Source organism: Terrirhizobium terrae, assembly GCF_030323265.1.
Taxonomy (GTDB): domain Bacteria; phylum Pseudomonadota; class Alphaproteobacteria; order Rhizobiales; family Rhizobiaceae; genus Neorhizobium.
Genome location: NZ_CP104990.1, coordinates 502,276 through 517,062 on the forward strand (window position 1 = coordinate 502,276; position 14,787 = coordinate 517,062).

Annotated in this window: 10 protein-coding genes and 1 pseudogene; 2 read left to right on the forward strand and 9 right to left on the reverse strand. The window is 61.6% G+C overall.

Annotated elements, in window-relative coordinates:
- The first annotated feature begins 23 nt into the window (after nucleotides 1–23).
- Nucleotides 24–1,634: a GMC family oxidoreductase gene (locus N7E02_RS02375; RefSeq protein ID WP_286577911.1), complete on the forward strand. Its 1,611-nt coding sequence runs from the start codon at nucleotides 24–26 to the stop codon at nucleotides 1,632–1,634.
- 134 nt (nucleotides 1,635–1,768) lie between these two features.
- On the opposite strand, the gene aptA is transcribed toward N7E02_RS02375, so the two are convergent.
- From aptA to N7E02_RS02410, 7 genes and pseudogenes are all read right to left on the reverse strand, one after another.
- The gene (gene aptA / locus N7E02_RS02380) at nucleotides 1,769–3,178 is read right to left on the reverse strand and encodes an omega-aminotransferase AptA (protein WP_353622778.1); all 1,410 of its coding nucleotides are present in this window, start codon (nucleotides 3,176–3,178) and stop codon (nucleotides 1,769–1,771) included.
- Nucleotides 3,164–4,570 (reverse strand): annotated as a pseudogene (locus N7E02_RS02385) (M20 family metallopeptidase); the annotation flags it as partial. The pseudogene N7E02_RS02385 and the gene aptA, both read right to left, overlap by 15 nt.
- Nucleotides 4,571–4,589: 19 nt before the next feature.
- Nucleotides 4,590–6,194 carry an ABC transporter ATP-binding protein gene (locus tag N7E02_RS02390; protein WP_286577912.1) on the reverse strand — a complete coding sequence of 535 codons (1,605 nt, stop codon included), beginning with the start codon at nucleotides 6,192–6,194 and terminating at the stop codon, nucleotides 4,590–4,592.
- Nucleotides 6,194–7,009, reverse strand: a complete 816-nt coding sequence (locus tag N7E02_RS02395; RefSeq protein ID WP_286577913.1) for an ABC transporter permease — start codon at nucleotides 7,007–7,009, stop codon at nucleotides 6,194–6,196. Before N7E02_RS02395 ends, N7E02_RS02390 begins: the two co-directional genes overlap by 1 nt.
- A complete protein-coding gene (locus tag N7E02_RS02400) occupies nucleotides 7,006–7,959 on the reverse strand; it encodes an ABC transporter permease (RefSeq protein ID WP_286577914.1) in 954 nt (317 codons plus the stop codon). Before N7E02_RS02400 ends, N7E02_RS02395 begins: the two co-directional genes overlap by 4 nt.
- 4 nt (nucleotides 7,960–7,963) lie before the next feature.
- Nucleotides 7,964–9,532 carry an ABC transporter substrate-binding protein gene (locus N7E02_RS02405; RefSeq protein ID WP_286577915.1) on the reverse strand — a complete coding sequence of 523 codons (1,569 nt, stop codon included), beginning with the start codon at nucleotides 9,530–9,532 and terminating at the stop codon, nucleotides 7,964–7,966.
- Nucleotides 9,533–9,569: 37 nt separating this feature from the next.
- Nucleotides 9,570–10,733: a C45 family autoproteolytic acyltransferase/hydrolase gene (locus N7E02_RS02410; protein ID WP_286577916.1), complete on the reverse strand. Its 1,164-nt coding sequence runs from the start codon at nucleotides 10,731–10,733 to the stop codon at nucleotides 9,570–9,572.
- A gap of 142 nt (nucleotides 10,734–10,875) precedes the next feature.
- On the opposite strand from N7E02_RS02410, the gene N7E02_RS02415 reads away from it, so the two are divergent.
- Nucleotides 10,876–11,718, forward strand: coding sequence for a GntR family transcriptional regulator (locus tag N7E02_RS02415; RefSeq protein ID WP_286578409.1), 843 nt, complete (start codon nucleotides 10,876–10,878; stop codon nucleotides 11,716–11,718).
- Between the two features lie 148 nt (nucleotides 11,719–11,866).
- Here the strand turns inward: N7E02_RS02415 and N7E02_RS02420 are convergent, their stop codons facing one another.
- Nucleotides 11,867–13,042, reverse strand: a complete 1,176-nt coding sequence (locus N7E02_RS02420) for a glycerate kinase family protein (protein WP_286577917.1) — start codon at nucleotides 13,040–13,042, stop codon at nucleotides 11,867–11,869.
- A gap of 145 nt (nucleotides 13,043–13,187) precedes the next feature.
- Nucleotides 13,188–14,669, reverse strand: coding sequence for an SLC13 family permease (locus N7E02_RS02425; protein ID WP_286577918.1), 1,482 nt, complete (start codon nucleotides 14,667–14,669; stop codon nucleotides 13,188–13,190).
- Nucleotides 14,670–14,787 lie beyond the last annotated feature (118 nt).

The following is a 14,787-nucleotide window of genomic DNA, read 5'->3' on the forward strand; positions in this document are numbered from 1 at the left end:
AATCCATTCACGGAGGTAATCACGTGACGCTGAATACTCATGACCAAAATCCAATTGAACTTAAGGCAAACCCTCAGCGCGAGGTCGATGATGTCTTCGACTTCATCGTTTGTGGCGCAGGATCCAGCGGGTCCGTTGTTGCGGCACGTCTGGCGGAGGATGGAAACGCACGCGTTCTTCTTCTCGAGGCTGGCGGGGATGATGCGGACGAAGCCGTCACGAACCCCGCGCTATGGCCGCTTAATCTCGGCTCTAGTCGGGATTGGGGCTTTGTTGGACAGCCGGCACCTGGCCTGGATGGGCGACGTCTGCCACTCAGCATGGGCAAGGGGCTCGGCGGCGGTTCGAGTATCAACGTCATGGTTTGGGCGAGGGGGCATAAACACGACTGGGACTACTTTGCCTCAGAGGCCGGCGACGACGCCTGGGGCTATGAGTCAGTCCTGGGCTACTATCGCCGCATCGAAAACTGGCAGGGCGCACCGGATCCATTCCGTCGTGGTATAGGAGGGCCGGCCTATGTCGCGCAGCCACAGTCACCTCAGCCTGTTGCTGAAGCTTTGTTGAGTGCCGCGTCCACGATCGGCATTCCAGTCTACGATACCCCGAACGGCGAGATGATGGAGTCCGCAGGCGGTGCCTCGATCGCTGAGCTTCGGATCCGCGATGGAAGGCGAGAGACCGTGTTCGAGTCTTATGTTCGCCCGCTCATGTCGCAGCCGAACCTAACCGTGTTGACCAAGGTGTTGGTTAGGCGCCTGATATTCGAAGGCCAGCGCGTGATCGGTGTCGAAGTGCTCCTCGAAGGCAAGAGACGTCAGTTCATGGCGCGGTACGAGACGGTTCTCTCGCTCGGGGCAATCCATACGCCGAAGGTCTTGATGCAATCGGGTATCGGCCCGGAAGAGGATTTGCGATCGCACGGTATTGCCGTCGTGCAGCACCTGCCTGGTATCGGTCGCAATCATCAGGACCATCTTGCATTCGGCTGCACCTGGGCCTACCGAAAGCCCGAACCCATTGGCGGTAGTGGCTGCGAAGCGAAGCTCTATTGGAAAAGCGACTCGCGTCTAACCCAGCCTGACATTCTCCAGTGCCAGCTGGAATTTGCCGTTCCGTCGCCGATCGAAACGGGTCTCGAAACGCCGGAACATGGCTGGACGATGTTCAACGGCCTTGCACAACCGAAGAGCCGTGGCCGATTGCGGCTCTCTGGCCCCGACGTAGGCGACCAGATTCTCATAGAACCAAATTCACTTAGTGAGCCGGAAGATATGGCTGCTGCCCTGGCCGCCGTGGAATTGTGCCGCGAACTCGGGAACAGCGACGGTTTCACGCCTTTGGTGACAAGCGAAACCGCTCCTGGTTCGCGCAATAGATCTGGGATGATCGACTTCATCCGGCGTTCGGCCGTCACCTACTGGCATCAGTCCTGCACCGCTAAGATGGGGCGTGACAGCATGTCGGTGGTCGACAGCGAGCTCAAAGTCTACGGCATATCCGGTCTTCGCATTGCGGACTCTTCAATCATGCCGCGGATCACAACCGGCAACACCATGGCCCCTTGCGTCGTTATCGGTGAGCGTGCGGCTGATCTGATCCGGAAGATGCACGGTCTCGCGGAGGAGAACTAAAACCAAACTCAGGCTGGCTGAAAATATCTATAAAGTTTCGGCGCCCAGGCCGGAACCGGCCGCCGAGTCATAAACTGCGGGTCGGCGGTTCGTAATGGTTCACGACCTCTAACAGCTAGTCGCCTTCAATCATCTCAGATCGACTTGAGTCCGTCTGAAATGGTGGCGAATAGCATATCGATCTCTAGCGCAGAGATCACCAGAGGTGGAGACAGCACGATCGTGTTGGCCACGGGCCGGATCAGCACGCCGCGTTCGAAGCAATGGTCGTAGACCTTCTTGGCCATGGCCTTTCCGCTTGCCACATCGTCGCCGAGTTCGATCCCGGCGAGCAGGCCGAGATTGCGGATGTCCACCACGCCCGGCAGTCCCTTCAATGCGTGCGCGTGCTCCTGCCAGAGCGCCTCGATCGAGGCGGCGTTCTCGAAGACGCCTTCGTCCAGATAGACATCGAGTGTGGCAAGCGCCGCAGCGGAAGCGAGCGGATGGCCGGAATAGGTGTAGCCGTGCGAGAACTCCACGGCACCCTGGGCCGCATTGCCCATCAGCGTCTCGTGGATTTTGCCGGAGGTGATGACGCCGCCCATCGGCACGGCACCATTGGTCATGCCCTTGGCAATGGCGATCAGGTCAGGTGTAACCTTGAAACGGTCGGCCGCGAAGGGATGTCCGAGGCGGCCGAAGCCGGTGACGACCTCGTCGAAGATCAAGAGAATGCCGTGGCGCGTGCAGATTTCCCGCAGCCGTTCCAGATAGCCGACCGGCGGGACGAGCACGCCGGTCGAACCCGCGACTGGCTCGACGATGACAGCGGCCACGGTCGACGGGTCATAGGTCTGCAGCATCTGTTCCAGCTCATCGGCGATCTCCGCACCATGCGCCGGCTGGCCAAGGCTAAAGGCGTTGCGGGCCGGATCATGAGTGTGCGGCATGTGGGCCGCGCCCGGCAGAAGCATGCCGAACTGTTTTTTGTGCGGCCCCATGCCGGCTGCCGAAAGCCCACCGAATCCGACGCCGTGATAGCCGCGCTGGCGGCCGATGATCCGCTGACGCTGCCCCTGGCCGCGGGCGTGATGGTAGGCGAGCGCTAGCTTCAGCGCCGTATCCGTGGCCTCGGACCCGGAATTGGTGAAGAAGACATGGTCGAGGCCATCCGGCGCGATCGAGGTCAGGCGGCTCGCATATTCGAAGGCCAGCGGATGGCCGAAGCCGAAGGACGAGGCGAAGTCCAGTTGCGCCGCCTGCTTCTGGATGGCCTCGACGATCTTCGGGTGACCATGGCCGGCATTGACGCACCAGAGACCCGCGATGCCGTCGAGCAGCCTGTGGCCGTCGCTCATCGAATAATACATGCCGGATGCGCCGGTGACGATCTGCGGCTTCTTCTTGAAATCGCGGTTGACCGTGAACGGCATCCAGTAGGATTCCAGCGAATTTGCGTTGAGCTGCAGCGTGTCCATGGTGGTCTCGTCTTCTGTCTGGTGATTTGGGGTCGTGAGCCGGATCAGAGTCCAGCCGTTGGTCTGAGCCGGGATCGGCGGCATCACGTCGTCGGGGATCGGATTGATGAACGGATTGCCGTCGAGGCGGCCCTGAAGGTCCGCCTTGGCCGCCTCGACGAGCGCGGGATTGAGGAAGAGTTCGACGGCCGTCGCCGCCATGGCCTTTGCGGCATGGGCCATGCCCTTGTGCGCGGCCGGCAGCTTGCCCTGCGCCACCAACTGCCAGGAATGGCCGGGCGTGCCGATCGCGTAGGTCGCGCCGCGCATCTGCACCGTCGGGACGACCCAGCTGACGCTGCCGACATCGGTCGAGCCGACGATCGACGTGTCACCCGCATAGAGCGGGACGATGAGGTCGCAGAGCGGCTCGTCCTTCCTCGGCTTCACATGGAAGCGGGCATAGGACGAGGCGATGTCTTCCGGCGAAAACGTCGCCTGGAATTTGCGCGCCGTCGCCTTGTCCTCGTCGCTGAAGATCGCCGGGCCGAGACGTTCGATCTGGGCATGCATGCAGTCTTCCAGCGGCTCGTTGCCGATCAGGTTGGCATCGCCGGAAATGATTTCCTGCCGCACCGTCGTCTCGGTCATCCAGGCGGCACCTTCCGCCACGCGCTTGACGCGGGCGACGAGGGTGAGAAGCTCGGGCAGCGTTTTCGCGCGCACGAGATAGCGCACCGTGGCATTGGCCTGCACCACATTCGGCGCCGAGCCGCCCGCATCGGTGATCGCATAATGGATGCGCGCGGTGATCGGCATATGCTCGCGCAGAAAATTGACGCCGACATTCATCAGTTCGACGGCATCGAGCGCGCTGCGGCCGAGATGCGGTGTGGAGGCGGCGTGCGAGGCGCGGCCGGAAAAATGGAAATTCATCTCGCTGCAGGCGAGCGAGATGGGGTTGTTGACGCCGGTAAAGGCGGCCGGATGCCAGCAGATGGCGATGTCGACATCGTCGAAGACACCGGCGCGCACCATGAATCCCTTCGAGGATCCACCTTCCTCGGCCGGGCAGCCATAGTAACGCACACGCCCCTTCAAGCCGTTCGCCGCCAGATAGTCCTTTACGGCTGCGGCGGCCAGCATCGAGCCTGAGCCCAGTAGATTGTGGCCGCAGCCGTGGCCGTGACCACCAGCGGTGACGGGGCGCGGCTCGGCCACGCCGGACATCTGGCTCAGGCCCGGAAGCGCATCATATTCCCCGAGGATGGCGATGACCGGGCCGCCTTCGCCCGCCTCGCCCATGATCGCGGTTGGGATGCCAGCGATGTTGCATTCGGTCCGAAAGCTCTCGGCCTCCAGCAGGCGCACGTGCTCCGCGGAGGAGCGGACTTCCTCATAATTGATCTCCGGCATGTCCCAGACGCGGTCGCTGAGATCGAAGAAAGCTGGGCTCTTCTCGTCGACGATGGTCCAGACGGTTTCGGCATTTTTCATCGTTATCTCGTCCTGAAGTTCATGCGGCGATGCCGAGCGTCGGCGTCGCTTCGAGCAGGGCGCGGGTATAGTCGTGCTGCGGATTGTCCAGCACGTCGCCTGTGCTGCCCTGTTCGACGATCAGCCCCTGCTGCATGACGACGATGCGGTCGGCGACGCGCGAGACGGCACCGAGATCATGGCTGATGAAGAGGCAGGCAAAACCATGGTTTTCCTGCAGCCTGCGGAAGAGATCGAGAACCTGTTTCTGGATGGTCATGTCGAGCGCGGATACCGGCTCGTCGGCAACGACGAAGGCGGGGTTGCGGATCACCGCGCGGGCGATCGCCACCCGCTGACGCTGGCCGCCGGAGAGCGCATGCGGATAGCGCTCGCTAAGGCCGGAGAGCCCGACCTCGTTCAGCATCTCCTTCACCCGCTCCACCTTTTCGGCGCGCCCAAGCTTCGGGCCATGTTTCAGCGGCTCGGCAACGATATCGAAAATCGTCTGGCGCGGGTCGAGCGAGGAATAGGGGTCCTGGAAGACCAACTGGCATTGCAGCCGGAAATCGCGCGCCGCCACCTTGTCGGCGGATGCCATGGAACGGTCACGGAAATGAACGTCCCCGCCGGAGAGGGGAAGAAGACCGAGCATCGCCCGCCCGAGCGTCGTCTTGCCGGAACCTGAGCCGCCGACCACGGCGACCACCTCGCCGGGCTGCACGCCGAGCGACACGCCTCTGACGGCAAGCTTCTTTTCGGCAGTGCTGAACATGTTGCCGGCGCCGGAAAAGGTCACCTCGACATCGCGCGCCTCGATCAGGGGCGCGGCCGCGAGCGGCTTGCGGTCATGGTCGCGCTTCGGCAGGGCGTCGATCAGCGTGCGCGTATACTGTTCCTTCGGCCGGTGAAGCACGTCCTCGACCGGTCCGGTCTCGATCAGCTTGCCGCGCTCGAGAACGATCACCTTTTTGGCATATTGAGCGACGAGGCCGAGATTGTGGGTGATCAGCAGCACCGCTGTGCCGAAGGTGCGCGTGAGATCGACCATGATCTCCATGACCTCGCGCTGGGTCAGCGTGTCGAGTGCCGTGGTCGGCTCATCTGCGATCAGGAGCTTCGGCCGGAGCAGCATGACGGAGGCGAGCATGATGCGCTGGCGCATGCCACCGGAGAATTGGTGCGGATAGGCGACGAGACAGGCGGCCGGGTCCGGTATCTTCACCCGCGCCAGCATTTCGCTGGCCCGTTCGAGTGCGGCCTCGACGCCGATCTTCTCGTGCAGCCTCAGTCCCTCGACGAGCTGCGCGCCGATCGTGAGTGCCGGATTGAGCGAGACCATCGGTTCCTGAAAGACCATGCCGATCTCGGCGCCACGGACCTTGCGGATTTCGGCGTCGGACATTGTCAGCACATCGCGGCCCTGGAAGAGAATCTCGCCGGATGTCGGCTTGATCGCCTTCGGCAAAAGCCGCATCGAGGCGCGGGCGGCCACCGTCTTGCCGCTGCCGCTTTCGCCGACAAGCGCGACGATGCTGCCGGCCTCGACATCGAAGGAGACGTCATGCAGAATCGGAAAGCCGTTCGAGGTGGTGACACGAAGATCGCGGACGCTGAGAAGCGGAGAGGACGTGTCTGCGGTCATCACTTTTGCTCCATTCGCGGGTCGAAGCGGTCGCGCAGCGCGTCTCCGAGCAGGTTGATGCCGAGCAATGTCAGCGAGATGCAGATGCCGGGGGCAAGGCCGAGCCAGGGTGCCCGTTCGATATAGGTGCGGGCGGCCGACAGCATGTTGCCCCAGGTCGGCGCCGGTGGCGGCACGCCAAGGCCGAGAAAGCTCAGGCCGCTTTCCGCGAGAACGACCCAGCCGAACATCGATGTGGCGAGAACCACGATCGGCGCTGTGCAATTGGGCAGCACATGATGAAACATGGTGGCGAATTCGGAATTGCCGATGACGCGCGAGGCTTCGACATATTCCCGCTCGCGAGCGGAGAGCACGCTTGCGCGGACGACACGCAGCACCGACGGGGCAAAGGCGATGCCGAGCGCCAGGATGATGCCATATTTGTTGGGGCCGGAGATGACCATCAGGCCGAGCGCCAGAAGCGTGCCGGGAAATGCCAGAAGCGCATCGCTGAATACCATCAGGATCCGATCGACCGTGCCGCGGGTATATCCCGCCACGAGGCCGGCAATCGTGCCGGCGATGATCGCGAAGGCGACGGTCAGGATCGCGACCGTCATGCTCTGGACGGCGCCCGCCATCAGTCGCGAGACGACGTCGCGGCCGAATTCGTCGGTGCCGAGCCAGAATTGCGCCGATGGCGGCTTCAGGCGGGAGATAAGCTTGATCGCCGCCGGGTCATAGGGCGTCCAGACCATGGCGATCAGCGCCATGCCGCCGATGAAGATCAGCAGGGCCGACCCGATGAGCATGTTTGCCGGCTGCCTGATCATGACGCGGTGACCCGCGGATCGAACAGCGGATAGCAGAGATCGACGATCAGATTGACGATCACGTAGATCATGGCCGTGAATAGCAGACATCCCTGTACCACCGGATAGTCGCGCGCGAAGATCGCATCGACGAGAAGGCGCCCGAGGCCGGGCAAAGTGAAGACGGTTTCCAGCACCGCGATGCCGCCGAGCAGACCGCCGAGAACGAGGCCGATCATCGTCCAGGTCGGGGCGAAGGCGTTGGGCAGGACGTGGCGGAGCAGAACCTTGCGTTCCGACAAACCTTTGGCGCGGGCATGCATGACATATTCGAGCCGCAGGATCTCGATGGCGCTGGCGCGCATCATGCGGGTCAGTACGCCGACCTCGATCAGCATCAGCGTCATGATCGGCAGGATGACATAGGTGATCGCCGTCCACGGATTTTCGCTGAAGGGCACGAAGCCGACGACCGGCAGCCATCCGAGATTGAGGCCGAAGATCAGCAGGAAGACCAGACCGAGCCAGAAGCTCGGAACCGACATCAGCAGCGTCGAGGCAGCGACGATCGCCACGTCCACATGCTCGTTCTGACGCCAGGCGGCGATCAGGCCGGCCGGGATGGCGATGAGCGTCGCAAGCCCGACGGCGACGAGCACGATCGTGGCGCTGACCTGAAACCGATCGAGCATCAGCGGCAGAACCGGCGCGCCGTTGGAAATCGAGTGGCCGAGATCCCCCTGGATGACGTTGCCGAGCCAGTAGAGGAATTGCAGAGGCACCGGCTGATCGAGGCCGAGACTGGCCCGAAGACCGGCGATTTCTTCTGCGCTCGCGTCGTCACCCAGAATGAGTAGGGCAGGGTCGCCCGGGATCATCCGGACGAGGAAGAATACCATCACCGCAACGAGCAGCAGTGTCGGAAGCGTCCATAACAGACGCTTGCCGATATATTTCGAAAGGGCGTTCATGGGCTCAATTGCCCTGGGTGAAGGAGACGCCCCACATGCGCGCATAGCCGACCGGCCAGGTCTTGTAGCCTTCGACATTCGAGCGGACCGCACCGATGCGGGTGCCGGAATAGAGCGGGATGATCGGCAGATCGGCGCGGATCATGCCTTCCAGCTTGTCGAAGATCGCCTGACGCTTGGCCTCGTCGGTGATCTGGGTGCTTTCCGCAATCAGCTTCAGGCCATCCGGGTTGTCCCAGACCTTGTTGGCGCTCTTGTCCTTGTTACCGCTGACCATGTCGAAGGACAGAGAAGGATCGAGGCGGGCGGAATAGGTAAATGACATGGCGCTGTAATTGCCGGTCGTGTAGCGGTCCAGCAAAGTCGCCCAATCGAGCGTTTCCACCTCGATATTGATGCCCGCTTCCTGGGCCATGGCCTGCACGAGGACGGCAGCATCGAAGAGCGACGGATAATGCTTGGTCGCCAGCCATTTGATCGGCTGGCCATTGTAACCGGCTTCGGCAAGAAGCTTCTTGGCTTCTTCGATATTGCGAGAAGGCATTTCCTTCTGGGCGGAGCCGAAATAGGGGCTCGGCACAGGCACGATGGATGCGCTCGCCGCGGACTGGCCGTTTGTCAGAGCCTCGGTGATCTGCGGAATATCGAGTGACAGCATGATGGCCTGGCGGATCCGGACATCCTTCAAAAGCGGGTCGCGCGTCTGGAACAGAAGGCCTGTCAGGCCCATGGCGTCGACCTTGTCCACCTTGATGTCGCCGTTCTCGGTCATCTCGTCGATATCGGCATTGTTGACGTCGGCCAGCACATCGATGTCGCCCGATGAGATGGCGGTCTTTGCTGCGGCATCGTCGGGGATGATCATGAAGCGGACGGCATCCACCTTCGGCGTCTTGTCGCCGACATAGCCGGTGCGGTCGCCGCCGGGAGAAACGTAGTTCGGATTGGCGGCAAGCTGCACATACTGGCCGCTGCGCCATTCCTGCAGCGTGAACGGGCCGGTGCCGATCGGCTTCACCCATTTGCCTTCGGCATCGAGCGAGCTCTTGTGATAGATGCCGGTTCCGCCGCAGTCGGTGCGCGCAATCGTTGCCAGGAACAGCGCGGTGGGTTTCTCCAGCGTGAAGACGACCGTCGAGGCGTCGGGCGCAGCAACATCGGCAACGCTGGCGACACCCGAGCCCGTCACATCCTTGAGGCAGCGCCACGCGGTCTTCGGGTCGGTATAGCGTGCCCACGAGCTCAGCACGTCGGCGGAGGTCAGCGCCTCACCATTGCTGAACTTGAGGCCGTCGCGCAGCTTGAATGTATAGGTCTTGCCGTCGTCGGAAATATCGATCGATTTCGCCAGGAGCGGAGCAACCGACGCGTCGTCGCGGTAACCGACAAGGCCTTCGACCATGTGAAGAACGACGGCATCGCTGTTCGCATCCCGGTTGACGCCCGGATCCGTCGAGCGGATGTCGGCATTCAGCCGCACGCGCATCATCTTGTCCTGGGCCAGCGCGGTGCCCGCGGTTGCGGCCATCACGGCCGTCATTGCAGTCATCGTCAGAAAATTGCGGTATTTCATCGGAAGCTCCCGTTTTTGTTCCCTTATAGGTTTTTGATCAGGCGGCGTTCGTTTGAGCCGGTCCCGGCTGTTCGATGGGTTTCACCTGCATGTCGAGGCTGTATTTCCAGAAATGCGCGCCGAGTGCCGGCAGCAGGGCCACCTCGATGCGGCCCTCGCTCGGCACCATGACGATCATCGCGACCGTGGCGGACTGGTTGTTGGAGAGCGGCGACTTGCGCGGCGGGCGGCAGACCGAATAGGGCGTCTCGAACATGTCCGACAGCGCATGCTTGACGGTATCGACGGTGATCTGCCCGTTATGCGGCTCCAGCAACTGGCGGACACGCAGGTCGCGATAGAGGCTGTCGGGCATGTTGAATACGCCCCTGTCCTGCAGTTTCGACAGCGCCACCTGGCTCTGGAAATGGTTGGCGTGAACGAGAATGCCGTCCTGCGGATGGACGAGGAAGGTTTCGTCCGGGGCGCATTCGAAATCGATCGCGATGCCATGGGCGTGGCCGATCATCATGTTGTTCGATGCCGACTTGCGCGTGCCATAGACGGCCTGCATCGACATGGCCAGCTGGTCCTGTTCCAGAACCCTGCGGCGGATGATGGCGAGCGGCACGCCGAGTTCGCGATAGTCGCGCTCGGTCTCCAGGTAATTGCCGCTGATCGTGATGCCGGCGGAGTTGAAGCCGGTGCGGGCGAGGCCGCCGGCTTCTGTAAAGGTGACGATGTCCGGGCCGTCGTTGCGCTTGATCTTGAGAACGACGGCGGTTTCCGCGCATTCCGCCTTCCAGTCCCAGTTCTGGGCGTGAATGAATGTATTGTCGCGGCTGGCAGACGGCATGATGAAGACGCCGGTGCAGCCGTCGGACTGGATGAAGTCCTGCTGACCCTTTTCCCGGCGGCGCGCCATCTTGAGGATCTCTGTCCGCGCATTGAGCAACAGCACCGCTGCGAGATCCTTGTTTATCGCACGGGCGATACCTTTCATCTCTTCGATATACTGGCTGCCATAGTCCTCGATTGCGCCGGCGAAGCGGTCGATCATCGCTGCGAGATCGTCATCCTTGAGGCCGGAGGAATGCAGCTGATCCTTGTAGTGATCGACGCCTTTCAGGATTCGCTCGGATGCCTGCTCGCCATATTGTTGACCGCGCTCGAACGGCGTACCAGAAACTTCGATGAGCGGGCAGGGAAGGGGCAGGGTCATGGCACTATATCCGGGTGATGAACAAGGATGACGTCGGCTGGATTGCCTTCATCAAAAAAGTATTTCATAAAACAAAAACCAAAATTATCGGGAAGGCAAGCGAAAAATGTCGGAAGCGAGCACGCCTCTTCAGCAGGATCTGATGCGCCGCATCGTCGAAGTCATCCACGAGGATGAACTGCAGCCGGGTGCGCGTCTTCGTCAGAACCAGCTTGCCGAGCGCCTGCGCGTGTCCAGGACGCCCGTCAGAATGGCGCTGGAACTGCTGGAGGCTCAGGGAATATTGCAGCACGAGCCCAATCGCGGGATGACGCTTGTCATGGTCCCGCCGCTGGTTGAAGTGGCACAGGCCGCTCCGGCTGACGAAGAGCTTCTTGTCGCTGTCGCTCGCCTGCGCCGCGAAGGAAAACTTTCGGATCAATTCGCCGAGCTGGAGCTGATGCGATTGACCGGTCGTGAGCGCACAATGGTGCGTCAGACGCTGATCAAGCTCGAAGACCTAGGCGTGCTTCAGCGCAGGCAAGGGTATGGCTGGCAGTTCACCAGCCCGGTTCGCGACCTACGCGCCCGTGCGGAGAGCTACAATTTTCGCATGTTGATCGAGTGTGCCGCGATCCTAACCCCGGAGTTTTCGTTATCCGGGGATTGGATTGCCTCAATGCGGAAGCGGCACGAAATCATGCTCGCCAGCCTCTGGACGGAAGCCTCTAGCGTGGCCCTGTTTGAGATGAATGCGGATTTTCATCTGGGAATCAGTGCCGCATCCGGTAATCGCTACATAGCTGAGGCGATGAACCGCCAGAACCAGCTCCGACGATTATCGAACTACAATTGGCAGCATGGCCCCGAGCGCGTGATCACGACATGCCGCGAGCATCTGGAGATACTCGATCGGCTGGAGCATGGCGAGAATGAGGTTGCCGCAGCGCTGATGCGCAAGCACCTTGCCGGCGCGCGGGGCACAGCCAGACAAAGTGAACTTTGAATCGCAAAATGCAATGACATCGCCACTTACGGATCGTCGGCATCTTCATCTCGCTGGGATGCTTCGGAGAAATGACCGCAATGAATGCGCACCTAATTCGCAGACCATCATAAGAGGGCAGATATCGTTGAAACCCGGTCGACGACCATTACCCTGCTTTGGCCAAGGGCAGTCGCAAGGTCGTGCCGATCATGATCATCCTCACCGCGTCTTCCGCAGCGCGGGCAAGTAGCTTGGGTGCTGCGGAGATTGCGTCTTCGAGCGAGCATGGCCGCGTCAGAAACGATGCGAAGGCATCAATGCCGCAATCGAGATTGAGCCTCACACCCTTGCCGATCGTGCCGGCAAGCGCAACCACCGGAACACCGGCCTCCTTGGCACGCCGTGCGATTTCGGCCGGAACCTTGCCGAAGGGCGTCTGTCCATCGAGGCTGCCTTCCGCCGTGATCACCAGATCGGCGTCGCGAATGTAATCGTCGACCTCCAGATATTGCATGACGATCTCGTAACGGGGATGGAGCCTGCCGCAGAGGAGACCGAGAACGGCTGCACCCAATCCACCCGATGCACCGGCGCCGGGTGCGGAGCCGACGTCGAGGCCGGTGGCGCTTTTGATGCAGGCTGCATAGATTTCCATGGCCATCGCCAATTGCTCGACCTGCTCCGGTGTCGCGCCTTTTTGCGGGCCGAACACGCGGGCAACACCACGCTCGCCGAGAAGCTGATTGTGCCAGTTGACGGCCGCATCGATCCGGACCTTCTCAAGGCGTGGGTCACGGGTGCTGATGTCTATACGGTCGAGCGGTGTTAGCGCCGCACCACCGCGGTCGAGTTCATTGCCGTCAGCGTCGAGAAGACGGATTCCCAGCGCTTGCGCCATGCCGGCGCCGCCATCGTTGATGCCGCTGTCGCCGCAGCCGAGCAAGATCCGCCTCGCACCGAGATCGAGCGCGGCCCGCACCAGTTCACCGACACCGTAGCTCGTGGTCCGGCATGGGTTGCGCCGATCGCGCGGGACGAGGCCGAGACCGGCAGCGGCGGCCATCTCGATGACTGCGGTCGGTTCTGCACAGCCGCCGAGAAAACCCACAAGGGCCTGTACCGGCTGTCCGATCGGCCCGGTGACGGTGACCGGATGGATCGTGCCATCGGTGGCGCCCACCAGCGCCCTGGTAAATCCTTCGCCGCCATCGGCCATCGGCACCTTCGTGACGACGGTGCCGGGAAACGCGCGCAGGACACCTTTTTCGATACAATCGGCGGCCTGTTCTGCCGAAAGGCTTTCCTTGAAACCGGAAGGAGCGACAACGACGCGGAAGGGCATGGGGATTATCCTTTCATGACATGTGTGTGACATGAGGGAAACGTGACCGCTCGAGGCTTATTCCGGCATCGAAGAAATTTATTCGGCTAAATAAGAATTGAGCCGCACGGAGCGGCTCTTGAAGATGTTAGACTGTTGTTTTCGCTTATTTTCCGGGCATGAAACCCTGCAGCGGCCACAGCACCGTCGCCACGAAGATAAGCAGACATATGAAAGGCGGGGCGAGCAAATAACCGAGCCTGCGCAGATCGGCCTGAGTAAAGGCCGCAGGCTCCAGCCCACCAAACAGAACGACCGGTTTGGCCGATACCATGGTCATCTGGCAAAAGCCGCTGGCAAGCGTCACGACCATTATGAGTACGGCCGGATCCACGCCGAGGGCCGAGAGCGGTAACGCGAAGGCGGGGATGAGCACCGTTGCCCGCGCCGTCCGCGATGTGATCACCAGATGAGAGAAGGTGGCGATGACCACGGCAAACGAGATGATGACGACGGGTGCAGTGATCATGCTCTGACGAAAGACGTTCACCAGCCGATCCGCCAGCATCTGGGCCGTGCCCGTTTCAATCAATGCTTCGCCGATGACCAGCATTCCCGCCATGAACAGCAACAGGTTCCATTCGACGGTTTTCAGTGCTGCCTTGAGCGTCATGCCGGAAATATTGGGCATGCACAGCACAAGGGCTGCCACTACGCCGACCAGTGCCATGTCGATGCCGTGAAGCGACTGGGTGGAGAACATCAGTACGGTGCCGCAGACCACGGCGGCAACCGCGATCTGTTGACGCGACAGGGCCGTGGGTCGTTTTGGCGCCGTGCTGGCGCCTGGTGCCATGTCGCGTTCCTCCTTGGTCAGGAACACGTGAAGCAGGAGGGCGCAGGCGGTCAGGCAGGTTATCAGCGAAAACGGACCGGCCAGAACCAGCCAGCCGATGAAATCCGGTTGCGTGCCGGTGAGGCGGGACAAAAAGCCGGCGGCAACGAGATGCGCTCCGGCGCCGATCAGCGAAGCTCCAGCGGAGAGAAGGATGACGGTCGGAAAAAGCAGGCCGAGCGCACGCGAAATCCGCGTGTTGCCAATTGCGGATGAGACGCCGAGATAGACCGGCATCAGGATTGCGGCCCGCGCTGATGTGGAGGGAATGACGAAGGCTGTTGCAAAGGTCAGTAGTGTCAACATCCAGAACATCGAGCGGATGCTGCGCATCTTCGGCATCATCCGGTCAGTCACCTGCTCGATCAGGCCCACATGCCGCAGAACGCCGGCGATCACGAAGGCCGATAGCAGCAGCCAGATGATGTCATTGCCGAGCGATCGGTAGACCAGATCTTCCGGTATGGCGCCGACGACCGCGAGTGCCACGGCTCCCGCCAGCGCGACCGGGGTTTCCGGCAGTTCGAGCACCGTCCAGGCGGTTATCGCAGAGAAGAAGATGAAGAGCGTCGCCCGCATCGACATGGTCAGGCCGTCGATTGCCAGAAAGATCAATACGGCCGCGAAGCCGATCAGCAGCGCCGCGACTACCTGTTTGAGATGCTTGACCGATACCACGGGCTCGGCTGCCGCAACCGTCGTGTTGTCTTTTTGAGGATTTGCCATGGGCAAGGACATGAGGTGCGCCACCACTTGGCCTCCTTTTTTACGCCGTCATCAGAGGGCAGTTTCGGTTTGGGGAAAGTGGCCGGTCCGCCGGGATCTCCCCATGTCCGATTGTGAACGTTTGATGACGATGGATATTCCCGGC

Excerpts from the sequence above, each read along its gene's own strand:
- N7E02_RS02420 (WP_286577917.1), bottom strand. The coding sequence starts at position 13,042 with ATGCCCTTCCGCGTCGTTGTCGCTCCTTCCGGTTTCAAGGAAAGCCTT.
- N7E02_RS02410 (WP_286577916.1), bottom strand. The coding sequence starts at position 10,733 with ATGACCCTGCCCCTTCCCTGCCCGCTCATCGAAGTTTCTGGTACGCCG.
- N7E02_RS02395 (WP_286577913.1), bottom strand. The coding sequence starts at position 7,009 with ATGATCAGGCAGCCGGCAAACATGCTCATCGGGTCGGCCCTGCTGATC.
- N7E02_RS02405 (WP_286577915.1), bottom strand. The coding sequence starts at position 9,532 with ATGAAATACCGCAATTTTCTGACGATGACTGCAATGACGGCCGTGATG.
- N7E02_RS02390 (WP_286577912.1), bottom strand. The coding sequence starts at position 6,194 with ATGACCGCAGACACGTCCTCTCCGCTTCTCAGCGTCCGCGATCTTCGT.
- N7E02_RS02415 (WP_286578409.1), top strand. The coding sequence starts at position 10,876 with ATGCGCCGCATCGTCGAAGTCATCCACGAGGATGAACTGCAGCCGGGT.
- N7E02_RS02400 (WP_286577914.1), bottom strand. The coding sequence starts at position 7,959 with ATGAACGCCCTTTCGAAATATATCGGCAAGCGTCTGTTATGGACGCTT.
- aptA (WP_353622778.1), bottom strand. The coding sequence starts at position 3,178 with ATGCCGCCGATCCCGGCTCAGACCAACGGCTGGACTCTGATCCGGCTC.